Consider the following 13,095-nt stretch of genomic DNA (forward strand, 5'->3'; position numbering starts at 1 on the left):
CTCAGCGGCCCCGGCTGTTCCCGTTCCCGCCCTCGCCCCCGTTCCCGTCCTCGTCCCACCAGCGGTCCTCCCGCTCGCGCCTGTTGCCGACGATCGCGGCACACGGCGGGATGACCATGGCGACCACGCACATGCCCACCGCGACGGGCACGGACCACAGCCGCACGAAGGCCCAGGCCGAGACGAACAGCACCAGGCAGAGCGTCATCATCGCGAAGTAGCGGCGGCGCCGTCGCGGGTAGGAGCGGCGGGCGCCGTCCGAGGGCGGGGCCGGGGCCGGGTCCGGTGACCTCTCCGGTCCTGCACCCGGACGGGAAGTCGGGCGACGGATGGTCATGCCCCCAGGGTACGACCGCCCCGGTCCGCCCTGGCCTGTTCCGGCCCGGTTACGCGCCGTCCCCAGCGCCCAGCACGTACCGCCGCCCCGCGTCCCGCAGCTTCGCGTGCAGCGCGAAGAACACCTTGGCGGCGCGGGCGCCGGGCCAGTCGCGGGGGAGGAGCGCGGCGGGCAGGCCCGGGTCCGCGTAGGGGAGGCGGCGCCAGGCGTCCAGAGCGGGGAGGTAGTCGCGGTACGCCTCCTCCGGCGGCGTCTTGCGCCGCCGTGACCAGGCACGCAGCACCGGCTCGTGCGCGGCGAGGAAGGAGCGGTGCAGGGCGGCGATGGCCTCCAGGTCCCACCAGCGCGCCGCGGCCTCGGCCGTCGGCTCGAAGCCCTCGTGTGTCCCCCGGAAGAGGTCGACGTAGGCGTCGAGCCCCAGCCGGACGAGGGTGTGCCGGGTCTCCTCCTCCAGGTGGGAGGGGGCGATCCAGATGCCGGGTGCCGCGTTGCCGAAGCCGAGCCTGGCGAGCCGGGAGCGCAGCACGTGGCGGCGGGTGCGCTCGCTCTCCGGCACCGAGAAGACGGCGAGCAGCCAGCGCCCGTCGGGCACGGCGCGGGTGTAGACGCGGCGGTCGCCGTCGTCGAGGAGCTGACGTGCGGCGGGGGAGGGCGCGTATCCGGCGGCCTTGCTGCCGGGCCGGTCGGCGGTCAGCAGGCCGCGCCGTTTCAGCCGTGAGACCGCCGAGCGCACGGAGGGCGCGTCGATGCCGACGGCGGCCATGGCGCGGATGAGCGCGGCCACCGGCACGGTGCCGTCGCCGGGGAAGTCGCGGCCGTAGGCACCGTAGAAGGTGATGATCAAGGACCCCGGCGACGGCCTCGCGGAACCGGGACCGGGACCGGAACCGGGCACGGGGACGGCGTACGGGTCGGCCGGGTCGGCGGCCGGGGCTTGGCGGGCCGGGGAGACGGGGGCTTCGGCGGGCGGGTGCTGGGTCACGCGGTCACTCTAGGTGTGCTTCGCGGAGCCGGAATCGCTGGAGCTTGCCCGTCGGGGTGCGCGGCAGCGAGGCGGCGAACACGAACTCGCGCGGGCACTTGTACGGGGTCAGTTCCCTGGCGGTGAACGCCCGCAGCGCCTCGGCCGTCGCCTCACCCTCCGGCATGCCGGGCCGCAGCACCACGTGCGCCACCACCGTCTGCCCGCGCTTCTCGTCGGTGCGCCCGACCACGGCCGCCTCCATCACGTCGGGGTGGCGCAGCAGGACCTCCTCGATCTCGGGACCGGCGATGTTGTAGCCCGCCGAGATGATCATGTCGTCGGCGCGGGCGACATAGCGGAAGTAGCCGTCGGGCTCGCGCACATAGGTGTCGCCCGTGAGGTTCCAGCCCTCCCGTACATACTCGCGCTGACGCTCGTCGTCCAGATACCGGCAGCCCACGGGGCCGCGCACCGCCAGCAGCCCCGGCTCCCCGTCGGGCAGCGGCGCGATGCCCTCGGGGCCCACGACGCGCGCCTCGAAGCCGGGCACGGGCACGCCCGTCACGCCGGGCCGCGCGGCCTCGTCGGCGGCGGAGAGGAAGATGTGCAGCATCTCGGTCGCGCCGATGCCGTTGATCAGCCGCAGCCCCGTGCGCTCGTGCCAGCCGTGCCAGGTCGCGGCCGGGAGGTTCTCGCCCGCGGAGACGCAGCGGCGCAGCGAGGAGATGTCGTACGGCGGGATGACGTAGGAGGTGTCGTCGTACGCGGGGCCCTGCTCGGGGTTGTGCGCGGGCTCGGCGAGCTTCGCGAGCATGGCGCGGTACGCGGTCGGCGCGGTGAACAGCACGGTCACCCGGTGCCGTCCGACCGCGGCGAGCAGCCCCTCGGCGCCGCTCCACTGCTCCAGCACGGTGCTGGCCCCCGCGCGCAGCGGGAAGAGCAGCAGCCCGCCGAGCCCGAAGGTGAAGCCCAGGGGCGGGCTCCCCGCGAACACATCGTCGGGGCGCGGGCGCAGCACGTGCGCGGAGAAGGTGTCGGCGACGGCGAGGACGTCGCGGTGGAAGTGGACGCAGCCCTTCGGGCGTCCTGTGGTGCCGGAGGTGAAGGCGATCAGGGCGACGTCGTCGGCCGCCGTCGCGACCGCCTCGTACGGCGTGGATGGGGCGTTCTCGGCGAGTCGCAGCAGGTCGTCGGGGGTGTCGCCGCCGAAGGGGGTGATGCGCAGCCCCGGTATCCGCGCCGCGATCAGATCGTCCGTGGCGCGCGCGTCGCAGAGCGCGTGACCGGCCCTGGCGAGGCCGCAGACGGTGCGCAGTTCTTGGGGGCGCTGTGCGGCCAGCACGGTCACGGCGATGCCGCCCGCCTTCATCACCGCCAGCCAGCAGGCGGCGAGCTGGGGGCTGGTGGGCCCGCGCAGCAGCACGCGGTTGCCGGGCAGGACGCCCAGATCGCGGGTGAAGACGTGGGCGAGGCGGTCGACGTGGTCCTGGAGTTCGCCGTACGACCACGTCGTCGCGTGCGCTTCCGCGGTGGGCCCGGAACCGGGGTGCGTCGCCGGCGCTTCGGCGCGCAGCGCGGGGCGGTCGCGGCCGAGGCGTGCGGCGGTGCGGTCGAGCAGCTCGGTACCGCAGTTGAGGCGGTCGGGGTAGTGCAGCTCGGGCCGGTGGAGGAGGAGGTCGGGCCACTGCTCGGGAGGGGGCAGGTGGTCGCGGGCGAAGGTGTCGAGGTGCGCTGACGGGCTCAGGTGGCGCATGCGGTTGCCCCCTCACGGCGGGTGTGCCGATGTGCCGTTGAGCGTAACGTGATGGTGACGGCAGTCAACAGTACGCGATACAGGAGGCGTTGCCGATGCCCGCTTTCGCGCTCGATACGGAGCAGTTGACGTGGTGTGCGGAGGTGCGGGAGCTGGGCGCGGAGCGACTGCGTCCGCTCGCGGAAGCGGGCGCTCCGGGGCGCGTCAACCGGGAGCTGGTCGCCGCGCTCGGCGAACTCGGGCTGCTGGCGCGGGTGCTGGGCTCAGATGTGACGGGGCGGCCGGGGGCACCGGGGACAGTGGGGTCACCGGAGCCGTCGGTCGCGGGGCCGGTCCGCGCCCTCGACCTGTGCCTGCTGCGCGAGTCCCTCGCCTACGCCTGCACGGAGGCCGAGACCGCGCTCGCGCTCCAGGGGCTCGGCGCGGGACCGCTGGCCCAGGCGGGCACCGAGCGGCAACGGGACCGCTGGCTGGGCGAGGTGGCCTCGGGCCGCGCTGTCGCGGCCTTCGCGCTGAGCGAGCCGGAGGCGGGCAGCGACGCGGCGGCCCTCACCCTCGCCGCGACCCCGGAGAGAGGCGGGGGCGGGGACGGTGACGTGGGCCGGGGCGGGGGCGGCTGGCGCCTCGACGGCACCAAGACGTGGATCTCCAACGCCCCGTACGCGGACGTCTACTCCGTCTTCGCCCGTACGGGTGGCGGCGCGGGCGCGCGCGGCATCACCGCGTTCCTGGTCCCCGGCGACAGGCCGGGCCTCACGGGCGAGCCCCTGGACATGCTCTCCCCGCACCCCATCGGAACGCTGCGCTTCGACGGGGTACGGGTCGGCCCGGAGGACGTGCTCGGCGAGGTGGACGGCGGCTTCGGCGTCGCCATGCGCACCCTCAACCTCTTCCGGCCCAGCGTCGGCGCCTTCGCGGTCGGCATGGCGCAGGCGGCACTCGACGCGGCACTCGGCCACGCGGCGCGTCGGCGCGCGTTCGGCGGGACACTGCGCGACCTCCAGTCCGTCTCCCACCAGCTCGCCGAGACGGCGACCCGGGTGGAGGCGGCGCGGCTCCTCGTCTACGCGGCGGCCGAGGCGTACGACAGTGGCGCCCCGGACATCGCCAAGCGGGCCGCGATGGCGAAGCTGCTGGCCACGGAGACCGCGCAGGCAGCGGTCGACACGGCCGTACAGATCCACGGTGCGGCGGCGCTCCAGCGGGGCCACCTGCTGGAACACCTCTACCGCGAGGTGCGGGCGCCCCGCATCTACGAGGGCGCGAGCGAGGTCCAGCGCTCGATCATCGCGAAGGAGCTGTACCGATGACGGGGGACGGGGCGGGCGAGTGCGGCACGCCGGACCCCAGGGGAGACGGCCACCCGGCACCGGCACCGGCACCGGCACCGGCACCGGAACCGGTACCAGCAGCACCGGCACCGGAACCAGCACCAGCACAAGCCGCGGCCCGCGAAGCCGCACGCCCGACGCCCAACCGCCGCGTCAACCCCGCCGGCCTCTCACCCCCCACCGGCTTCTCGCATGCGGTGACCGCGACAGGCTCCCGGCTGGTCTTCCTCGCGGGGCAGACGGCGCTGGACGCCGAGGGCGTGATCCGCGGCGACACCCTCCCCGCCCAGTTCGAACGCGCCCTCACCAACCTCCTCACGGCCCTCGCCGCCTGCGACGGCACCCCGGCCGACCTCACCCGCGTCACCGTCTACACGACGGACGTGCCCGCGTACCGGGAGTGCGCCCGCGAACTCGGCGCCCTGTGGCGCACGCTGGCGGGCCGCGACTACCCGGCCATGGCCGTCGTGGGAGTCGTCCGCCTCTGGGACGAGACGGCACTGGTGGAACTGGACGGGGTGGCCGTGCTGCCGTGAGGACGCGGAAGACATCCCCTAGCGGGCCGGTGCAGACCTCGGGGCGGGGCGTCCTGCCGTGGGCCGGTCCGGCAAGGTGAGGGCCGTGTGGGCCGGGCGTCCGGTCCCTGGCGGCATGGCGGTGAGGCCGCGGAGCCTGGCGTTGCGCCTTTCCAGAGCCTCGGCGGTGGTGGGGAAAAGCGCCGCGTCGCCTTCGCCGACCTGGTTCTGGTTCAGTTCGACGAAGCCGCGGATGTCGCGTTCGTAGGCGGCGAAGGCCGAGGTGTGGTCGGGGTGGGTGGCCAGCGCGTCGGCGAGCATATAGGCGCCGACGAGGGCGAGGCTGGTCCCCTGCCCGGTCAGGAACGACGGGGCGTAGGCGGCGTCGCCGACGAGCGCGACCCGGCCGCTGGACCAGCGCGGCATGCGGATCTGGCTCACGGTGTCGAAGAACGGATCGTCCGCGTGGCGCATGGCGGCGACCATGGCCGGGATCTCCCAGCCGTCGTCGGCGAAGGTGGCGGCGACGAGGTCGCGTGGTGCCCCGGGGTCGCGGAGGGCCCCGTACGGCGGCTCGGGGTGCGCGAAGTTGAGGAACGCGTGCAGTTCGTCGCCGTCCCCGACCGCGTAGAGCGCCGCCGCCCTTCCTGGGGTGTTCCACATGAGCACTTCATGGGAGAGCTTGAAGGTGTTGGGCATGGTGAATATGGCGAAGCAGTACCCCAGATAGCGGTGGAATCGCCGCTCGGGCCCGAATACGAGTTGCCGCGTATGCGAATGCAGCCCGTCGGCGCCCAGGACCACGTCGAAATCGCGCCGGGCGCCGCTGCGGAAGGTGACGTCGACGCCGTGCGCGTGTTCCGTGAGGGTGTCGATGGAGTCGTCGAACACGAACTCCACCTCGTCGCGGACGGCCTCGTACAGGATCTCCGTCAGATCCCCGCGACGCACCTCGACGTCGCGTCCCTCGATTCCGCCCGTCACCGCCTGTGGATGGACCACGGCCGCCGTACTGCCGTCGGCATTGAGGAAAGTCATCCGGCGCGACTCGATATGCGCCTCCCTGAGCCGCGGCAGAATTCCCATCCGGCGCGCCACCTCCACCGCCGTGCCGCGCACGTCGACCGGATATCCGCCGTCCCGCGGCCCGGTGGACTTCTCCACCACCGTCACCGCGAATCCGTACCGGCGCAGCCAGAACGCCACGGCGGGACCCGCGATGCTCGCGCCGGATATCAGGACCGTGCCCTTCGATGCGGTTCTTGTGCTCATTCGACAGCAACTCCTCAGCCTGTGATGGGACATGCGGGACTTCCGCGAGCCTTTACCTCGCCCTATACCGTTTCCCGCTCAAGTCCGGGCGACGGTGAATTACCGCTGAGGCGGGTGCTGCGCACGAGCCTGACGGCCAGCACCGCGGCGACCGCGAACGCGACGGAGGCGATCGCGATGTAGCTGTACACGCCCACGGCCGAGTTCACCGTGTCGCCGTCGACGACCACCTTGGTCGACCCGAGCACGGCCGAACCCACGAACTCCAGCACCACGGAGCCGATCGAGACCATGACCATGACCAGGCTGGACACGACGGCCTGCCGCTCGGGGGACGCCAGGCTGCCGACCACGTTGAAGCCGGACGACCCGAGCGCTCCCACCGTGACACCCAGCAGGACTCCGCAGCAGAGCGCGACGGGGAGGAGGGAGGCCCCGAGGAACATCGCGAAGGTCACCGCCGTGCCGAGCACGACCGCCCCGGCCAGCGTCCTGGCCGGTCCGACGCGTGCGGCGATCCATCCGGACGCCGGGCCGCCGAGCGTGACGCCGAGCGCCGGTGCCGCGAGCAGCAGTGCCACAGAGCCCTGGTCGGCCAGCCCGTATCCGAGCCGCTGATCCGACGAGACGTCGGCGATGAGAGAGACGAGCTGAAGCATGCTCTGGTACGAGCCGGTCGCGAAGAAGACGACAAGGAGCGTGAGCACCAAGGGACGGCCGAGGTTCCTGACGTCGATCAGGGGGTCGGGCTTCCGGCCCGAGGCCACGAACCACCCGGCCAGTGCCGCGGCGCCGCCGGTCAGGAGGGCCAGTGGGCCGACGGCGAGCCACCCGAGGCCCGAGCCCAGGCTGACGTAGCTGAGCACCCCGACGAGTCCGCCGCCGAGGAGGAAGGCACCGCTGAGGTCGATCCTGCCCGGGGTCCTGACCGTGGATTCGGGGACGATCTTGTGCACGCATATCGCCATCACGGCCGCGACGAGGGCCGACATGACGAACAGGATCTGGAAGCCGAACACCTCGGCCAGTTGCTCGACGGCGAAACGGGACGCGATGTTGAGCGTCGCGGAGGCGGAGGTGACGATGCCCACGATGACCATCGCGATGCGGGGTACGCAGACCTCCCGGACGATCGCGACGGAGAGGAACAGGGTGGCCAGGGCCGCTCCCTGGAGCATGCGCCCCGGCACGAACACCCAGAGGCTGGGGGCCACGGCGCACAGGAGGGCGCCCGCGCCGCTGAGGAGTAACGACAGCACCAGCACCTTGCGCTTGCCGTGGATGTCGGCGCTCTTGCCGAGCAGGGGGGCCCACAGCACGCCCGCCAGCATCGCGCTGGCGTTGAGCCACGCCGTCTGGTCGGTGTCGAAGTGGTCGAGCATCTCCGGGAGGACGACCAGCGGCGCGCTGACGGCCGAGTCGAGCACGAAGTTCACCATGACCAGCACGGCCACTAGGCCGATGAGCCGCCCGTTCCATCTCGTGTGCGGCCCGGCGTCTGCGCCTCCGGCCCTGATCTGCCGCATGAAGGACTCCTCACACACTCGTTTACGATACGTTTGGGTTTCTTATCTCGCACAGTACGGTGCGAGATAAGAAACGTCAAAGTTTCTAAGGAGTGTTGTGGGACGACGGCGTGGCGAAGCCCTTGAGGCGGCGATCCTCGAAGCGGCCTGGGACGAGTTGAGCGAGCGGGGGTACGCGAACCTGACCGTCGACTCCGTCGCCAGGCGCGCGGGCACCAGCAAACCGGTGCTCTACCGGCGCTGGGCGGACAAGCGGGAGCTGGTCGAGGCGGCGGTCGTGCACCGCGACATCATCCGGCCGATCGCCCCGGCCGACACCGGGTCCCTGCGCGGCGACCTGATCGCCACCCTGACCGAGCTGAGTGAGGAACGGGGCCCGTTCCTCACTCAGCTCAGCCTGCTGCTCGCCGGTTACTTCGCCGAGGCCGGGACCAGCTTCGCCGAGCTGCGCGACACGCTCCTGGCCGGACGCCGCTCCGGACGCGACGAGATCATGGAGCGCGCCGTCGAGCGCGGCGAGATCGACCCGGCCAAGCTCACACCACGGATCGCCTCACTCCCCTTCGACCTGCTCCGGAGCGAGACGATGATGACGCGACGGCCGGTCGCGCCCGAGGTGATCGAGGAGATCGTCGACACGATCTTCCTCCCGCTGGTCCGCTAGAGCCCGCAAGCCCGCAAGCTCTCCAGCCCTCATCTGTCCGGCCGGTCGGCCCCGGCGCCGCCGCGCTCAGGCGAAGTGGCCCGCCAGCGCCTGGACTTCGGCGTACGGCGGCACGCCCGTGCCGCTGCCCGCCCAGCGGGGCGCGGCGGCGGGCGCCCCGTCGGCACCGGCCGCGAGCGCGGCGGCCGTCGCGACGGCGTGGCCCAGCGCGGCCCGGAACAGCGACGAGCCCAGGCTGACGCGGGCCACGCCCAGCGCGGCGAGGCGGTCGAAGGAGGGCAGCGCGGGGGAGTGGAGGACGTTCAGGGGGACGGTCAGCGAGGACGTCAGCGCGGCGATGGTGTCCTCGTCGGACACGCCCGGGACGAAGATGCCGTCGGCCCCCGCGGCCACATACGTCTCGGCGCGGCGCAGCGCGCCCCGCACCGTCGGGTCCGCGCGGAGCCAGTGGGTGTCGGTGCGCGCGTTGACGAACAGGCCGGGCGCCGCCTCCTTCACCGCCGTCACCTTGGCGGCGTGCAGGGCGGGGTCGGTGAGGGCGCCGTCGGGAAGGCCGTCCTCGATGTTGACGCCCGCGACGCCCGCACGCCACAGCTCGGCCGCCAGTGCCGCCACCGGTTCCGGCGCGTCGGCGAAGCCTCCCTCGATGTCGACGCTGACCGGCACCGGCAGCCGCGCGAGGGCGCACCCCAGCGCGCGGGTCAGGTCGCGGGCCACGCCCTCGCCGTCCGGGAGTCCCGCCGCGGCCGCGACCCCCAGGCTCGTCGTGCCGATGGCGGCGAAGCCGTGCGCGGCGAGTGCCGCGCCCGACGCGTGGTCCCAGGCGTTCGGCAGCAGGAAAGGGCGCTCCCCGTGGTGCAGCCGACGGAACGCGCGCGCTCCCGCTGCTGGTTCCTGCGCCGCTTCCGCCCGCGCCGCCTCCGTTTCCGTCGGCGCCTGCTCCCCTGCCTCGGCCCGCCCCTGCCGTCCGTTCCCGCTCACGCCGTGCCCTCTCCGTCGAAGTCGAAGCCGAAGCCGATGTCCAGCAGCGCGCGCAGCGCCTCGTCGCCGCGCGCCGTGACGCGCAGGGCGCGCCCGCTGCCGACGCGTTCGCACCAGTTCTCCGCCAGGGCGTGCGCGCACAGCGCGGCCCCGGCCACGCCCGCCAGATGCGGGCGGCGTTCGGTCCAGTCGAGGCAGGCACGCGCGAGGGGGCGTCGGCCGCGCGGGCGTGGCGCCAGCTCGACGCCCACGTCCCGGAACCACGCCAGCCCGGACTCCGTCACCGCGAACCCCGTGCCCGTGTCCGTGCCCTGGCGCAGCAGCCCGCGCGCCAGCAGCGCGTCCGTGACGGCCACGCCGAGGCGGCCCGCGAGATGGTCGTAGCAGGTACGCGCCTGTGCCTGCGCCGAGTGCACCGACGAGGCACGCAGCGAACGGGGCGCGGGCGGCGGGCCCGCGTGCGCCGCGAGGCTCTCGACCAACTGCGCCTCGCGGGGACCCGCGAGGCGCACATAACGGTGCCGCCCCTGCCGCTCCTCGGCCAGCAGGCCGCCCGCGATCAGCTTGTCCAGGTGGCCGCTCGCCGTGGCCGCCGCGACCCCGGCCGCGCGCGCGAGTTCGCCCGCCGTCCAGGCCCGGCCGTCGAGCAGCGTCAGACAGAACCGCGCCCGTGTCCTGTCGGCGAGCAGCGCGGCCAGCCGGGCGAGCCCGGCGCTCGCGTCCTCGGCGACGTGTGCCACAGGCGTACCGGACGCACCGGGTGTACCGCGTACCTCACGTTTCATACGACCATGATGCGACCGGGACCGTTCGGTGGCCGCCGAACTCTCCCGGCCCGACACCGCCGTCATCGCGGGCCCCGCAGCCCGGTGGGCCCGCCCGGGAGGAAGAGGGAACCACATGCGCATCGTCGTCATCGGATCGGGCGTGGCGGGCGCGGCAGCCGCGTACGAACTGGCCCGCTCCGGCGCGGACACCGTGCTCGTCGACTCAGCCGCCGAGGGCAGGGCGACCTCCGCGGGAGCGGGCATCATCTGCCCCTGGACCAGCCGCCTCCGCGACCCGGCCTGGTACATGCTGGCCAGCGCGGGCGCCGAGCACTACCCCGCGCTGCTCGCGGCGCTGTCCGAGGACGGGGAGGAGGACATCGGGTACCGCCGCGTCGGCGCGCTCCGGCTGCTGGACCCCGGGGACCAGGAGGGGGCCGAGGCCGTACGTTCCCTCGTCGCCACCCGCGCCTCCGTCTCCGCGCTCGCCGGGGACGTCTCCCTGCTCACGGGCGACGAGGCGGTGCGGCTCTTCCCTCCGCTCCGGCACGAGGGGCCGGTGCTGCGTGTCGAAGGGGGCGCGCGGCTCGACGGGCGGCTGCTGCGGGACGCGCTGCGGCGGGCCGCGGTCCGTCGCGGGGCGCGGACGGTGCGGGGCACGGCCAGGATCGAGGCGCGTGACGGGCGGGTGCGCGGGGTGTCCGTCGGCGACGAACTCGTCGCGGCCGACGGGGTGGTCGCCGCGGCGGGCGCGTGGTCACCGGCGCTGCTCGGGCCGCTCGGCGTGCACGTCGAGGTGACCCCGCAGCGCGGCCAGATCGTGCACCTGCGCCTCCCGGACGCGGGCACGGGCACGGACGCGGGCACGGACGCGGGCACGGGTACGGACACCGCGCGCTGGCCCGTCGTGCTCCCGCGCTCCAGCCACTACCTGCTCGCCTTCGACGGCTCCCGCGTCGTCGTGGGCGCCACCCGAGAGGAGGGCAGCGGGTTCGACCACCGCGTGACGGCGGGCGGACTGGCCGAGGTGCTGGGCGAGGCACTGGCCGTGGCCCCCGGACTGGCCACGGCCACCCATGTGGAGACCCGGGTCGGCTTCCGCCCGATGGGCCCCGACGTCCGGCCCCTGCTCGGCACGGTCCCCGCGTGCGAGGGCCTCGTCGTGGCCAACGGCCTGGGGTCCTCGGGCCTCACCATGGGCCCCTACGTCGGCGCCCTGGCGGCGCGTCTGGCACTGGGCACGCCGCCGGGGCTGGACCTGACGCCGTACGACCCGCTGCGACGGGCCGCCGCCGTCGAGGGGCCGTAGCGGGGCTCGCCGAGGAGCCGTGGAGCGCCAGGAGCCTCACGCCCCTCAGATGTCCCGGAACGTCTCGATCTGCGCGCCCACCTCGTTGAGCCGCTCCGCGAGATCCTCGTACCCGCGGTTGATCACGTACACATTGCGCAGCACCGACGTGCCCTCGGCCGCCAGCATCGCCAGCAGGACCACCACGGCGGGACGCAGGGCGGGCGGGCACATCATCTCCGCTGCCCGCCAGCGGGTCGGGCCCTCGACCAGGACGCGGTGCGGGTCGAGCAGTTGGAGGCGGCCACCGAGCCGGTTGAGGTCGGTGAGGTAGATGGCGCGGTTGTCGTAGACCCAGTCGTGGATGAGGGTCTTGCCCTGGGCCGAGGCGGCGATGGCCGCGAAGAAGGGCACGTTGTCGATGTTGAGGCCGGGGAACGGCATCGGGTGGATCTTGTCGATGGGCGCCTCCAGCTTGGAGGGCCGCACCGTCAGATCGGTGAGGCGCGTACGCCCGTTGTCCGCCGGATACTCCGCGCTGCGGTCGAAGTCGAGCCCCATCTCCTCCAGCACGGCCAGCTCGATCTCCAGGAACTCGGCGGGCACCCGGCGCACCGTCAGCTCCGACTCGGTGACCACGGCCGCGGCCACCAGGCTCATCGCCTCGACCGGGTCCTCGGAGGGGGAGTAGTCCACGTCGACGTCGATGTCCGGGACGCCGTGCACGGTGAGGGTGGTGGTGCCCACGCCCTCGACCCTGACGCCGAGCTGCTCCAGGAAGAAGCACAGGTCCTGGACCATGTAGTTGGACGAGGCGTTGCGGATGACCGTCGTGCCGTCGTGCCGCGCGGCGGCCAGCAGCGCGTTCTCGGTCACGGTGTCGCCGCGCTCGGTCAGCACGATCGGGCGCGCGGGCGAGACGCCCCTGCGCACCTCGACGTGGTAGATCCCCTCCGTCGCCGTGACCTCCAGGCCGAAGTGGCGCAGCGCGCTCATGTGGGGCTGCACGGTCCTGGTACCGAGGTCGCAGCCGCCCGCGTAGGGGATGCGGAAGCGGTCCATGCGGTGCATCAGGGGGCCGAGGAACATGATGATGCTGCGCGTGCGCCGCGCGGCTTCCTCGTCGATCGCGTCCAGGTCCAGCTCGGCCGGGGGCACGATCTCCAGATCGGCCCCGCCGTTGATCCAGCGCGTGCGGACCCCGACGGAGGTGAGCACCTCCAGGATGCGGAAGACCTCCTCGATCCTGGCCACCCGGCGCAGTACGGTGCGCCCCGAGTTGAGCAGGGAGGCGCACAGCAGCGCGACGCAGGCGTTCTTGCTCGTCTTGACATCGATGCTGCCGGAGAGACGGCGTCCGCCGACGACCCTCAGATGCATGGGTCCCGAGTAGCCCAGCGACACGATTTCACTGTCGAGCGCCTCGGAAATTCGGGCGATCATCTCAAGGCTGATGTTCTGGTTCCCGCGTTCGATGCGGTTGACGGCGCTCTGGCTGGTGCCCAGGGCCTCGGCGAGCTGCGACTGGGTCCAGCCGCGGTGCTGCCGGGCGTCACGGATGAGCTGTCCGATACGAGCGAGGTAGTCGTCGGTCATATAAAAGACGGTATCTCAGATGTGAGATAGGAGTGCGAGGGGGGTGGGCCATCCGGGGGCGAGGGTGCGCGGGTGGCGGGTTCGGCCCGGGTGGCGTCGTG

At 73.4% G+C, this 13,095-nt stretch carries 12 protein-coding genes; 4 read left to right on the forward strand and 8 right to left on the reverse strand.

Annotation, left to right across the window (positions count from 1 at the left end):
- Position 1 precedes the first annotated feature (1 nt).
- The 3 genes from ACWGJ2_RS04770 to ACWGJ2_RS04780 all read right to left on the reverse strand — a co-directional run bounded on the left by ACWGJ2_RS04770 (position 2) and on the right by ACWGJ2_RS04780 (position 3,054).
- Positions 2 to 211 (reverse strand): DUF3099 domain-containing protein, encoded by a 210-nt coding sequence (locus ACWGJ2_RS04770; RefSeq protein WP_453344672.1) that lies wholly within the window; start codon positions 209 to 211, stop codon positions 2 to 4.
- A 175-nt stretch (positions 212 to 386) separates the two neighbouring features.
- Positions 387 to 1,232: a PaaX family transcriptional regulator gene (locus ACWGJ2_RS04775; protein WP_453344673.1), complete on the reverse strand. Its 846-nt coding sequence runs from the start codon at positions 1,230 to 1,232 to the stop codon at positions 387 to 389.
- A gap of 91 nt (positions 1,233 to 1,323) precedes the next feature.
- Complete coding sequence (locus ACWGJ2_RS04780; protein ID WP_453344503.1) at positions 1,324 to 3,054, reverse strand: AMP-binding protein; 1,731 nt, start codon at positions 3,052 to 3,054, stop codon at positions 1,324 to 1,326.
- A 95-nt stretch (positions 3,055 to 3,149) separates the two neighbouring features.
- On the opposite strand from ACWGJ2_RS04780, the gene ACWGJ2_RS04785 reads away from it, so the two are divergent.
- Together ACWGJ2_RS04785 and ACWGJ2_RS04790 are read left to right on the forward strand one after the other, a co-directional pair.
- Positions 3,150 to 4,364, forward strand: coding sequence for an acyl-CoA dehydrogenase family protein (locus tag ACWGJ2_RS04785; protein ID WP_453344504.1), 1,215 nt, complete (start codon positions 3,150 to 3,152; stop codon positions 4,362 to 4,364).
- 218 nt (positions 4,365 to 4,582) lie between these two features.
- The gene (locus tag ACWGJ2_RS04790) at positions 4,583 to 4,921 is read left to right on the forward strand and encodes a RidA family protein (protein WP_453344505.1); all 339 of its coding nucleotides are present in this window, start codon (positions 4,583 to 4,585) and stop codon (positions 4,919 to 4,921) included.
- Between the two features lie 18 nt (positions 4,922 to 4,939).
- Here ACWGJ2_RS04790 and ACWGJ2_RS04795 read toward each other — a convergent pair whose 3' ends face one another.
- On the reverse strand, positions 4,940 to 6,172 hold the full coding sequence (locus ACWGJ2_RS04795; RefSeq protein WP_453344506.1) for an FAD-dependent monooxygenase: 1,233 nt from the start codon (positions 6,170 to 6,172) through the stop codon (positions 4,940 to 4,942).
- Between the two features lie 62 nt (positions 6,173 to 6,234).
- Positions 6,235 to 7,698, reverse strand: coding sequence for an MFS transporter (locus tag ACWGJ2_RS04800; protein ID WP_453344507.1), 1,464 nt, complete (start codon positions 7,696 to 7,698; stop codon positions 6,235 to 6,237).
- A gap of 97 nt (positions 7,699 to 7,795) precedes the next feature.
- Between ACWGJ2_RS04800 and ACWGJ2_RS04805 the strand changes: the two genes are divergently transcribed.
- Positions 7,796 to 8,362, forward strand: a complete 567-nt coding sequence (locus tag ACWGJ2_RS04805; RefSeq protein ID WP_453344508.1) for a TetR/AcrR family transcriptional regulator — start codon at positions 7,796 to 7,798, stop codon at positions 8,360 to 8,362.
- A 66-nt stretch (positions 8,363 to 8,428) separates the two neighbouring features.
- On the opposite strand, the gene ACWGJ2_RS04810 is transcribed toward ACWGJ2_RS04805, so the two are convergent.
- Both ACWGJ2_RS04810 and ACWGJ2_RS04815 read right to left on the reverse strand, forming a co-directional pair.
- Complete coding sequence (locus tag ACWGJ2_RS04810) at positions 8,429 to 9,343, reverse strand: isocitrate lyase/PEP mutase family protein (protein ID WP_453344509.1); 915 nt, start codon at positions 9,341 to 9,343, stop codon at positions 8,429 to 8,431.
- Positions 9,340 to 10,128: an ArsR/SmtB family transcription factor gene (locus ACWGJ2_RS04815; RefSeq protein WP_453344510.1), complete on the reverse strand. Its 789-nt coding sequence runs from the start codon at positions 10,126 to 10,128 to the stop codon at positions 9,340 to 9,342. The genes ACWGJ2_RS04810 and ACWGJ2_RS04815 overlap by 4 nt, the downstream gene beginning before the upstream one ends.
- A 115-nt stretch (positions 10,129 to 10,243) precedes the next feature.
- Here ACWGJ2_RS04815 and ACWGJ2_RS04820 point away from each other — a divergent pair, with 115 nt between their 5' ends.
- Positions 10,244 to 11,419 carry an NAD(P)/FAD-dependent oxidoreductase gene (locus ACWGJ2_RS04820; protein ID WP_453344511.1) on the forward strand — a complete coding sequence of 392 codons (1,176 nt, stop codon included), beginning with the start codon at positions 10,244 to 10,246 and terminating at the stop codon, positions 11,417 to 11,419.
- A 45-nt stretch (positions 11,420 to 11,464) separates the two neighbouring features.
- Here ACWGJ2_RS04820 and ACWGJ2_RS04825 read toward each other — a convergent pair whose 3' ends face one another.
- Positions 11,465 to 12,994: a helix-turn-helix domain-containing protein gene (locus ACWGJ2_RS04825; RefSeq protein WP_453344512.1), complete on the reverse strand. Its 1,530-nt coding sequence runs from the start codon at positions 12,992 to 12,994 to the stop codon at positions 11,465 to 11,467.
- Between the last annotated feature and the right edge of the window lie 101 nt (positions 12,995 to 13,095).

It is taken from the genome of Streptomyces sp. NPDC054796, from assembly GCF_053611545.1.

Excerpts from the sequence above, each read along its gene's own strand:
- ACWGJ2_RS04770 (WP_453344672.1), bottom strand. The coding sequence starts at position 211 with ATGATGACGCTCTGCCTGGTGCTGTTCGTCTCGGCCTGGGCCTTCGTG.
- ACWGJ2_RS04780 (WP_453344503.1), bottom strand. The coding sequence starts at position 3,054 with ATGCGCCACCTGAGCCCGTCAGCGCACCTCGACACCTTCGCCCGCGAC.
- ACWGJ2_RS04785 (WP_453344504.1), top strand. The coding sequence starts at position 3,150 with ATGCCCGCTTTCGCGCTCGATACGGAGCAGTTGACGTGGTGTGCGGAG.
- ACWGJ2_RS04795 (WP_453344506.1), bottom strand. The coding sequence starts at position 6,172 with ATGAGCACAAGAACCGCATCGAAGGGCACGGTCCTGATATCCGGCGCG.
- ACWGJ2_RS04800 (WP_453344507.1), bottom strand. The coding sequence starts at position 7,698 with ATGCGGCAGATCAGGGCCGGAGGCGCAGACGCCGGGCCGCACACGAGA.
- ACWGJ2_RS04815 (WP_453344510.1), bottom strand. The coding sequence starts at position 10,128 with ATGAAACGTGAGGTACGCGGTACACCCGGTGCGTCCGGTACGCCTGTG.
- ACWGJ2_RS04820 (WP_453344511.1), top strand. The coding sequence starts at position 10,244 with ATGCGCATCGTCGTCATCGGATCGGGCGTGGCGGGCGCGGCAGCCGCG.
- ACWGJ2_RS04825 (WP_453344512.1), bottom strand. The coding sequence starts at position 12,994 with ATGACCGACGACTACCTCGCTCGTATCGGACAGCTCATCCGTGACGCC.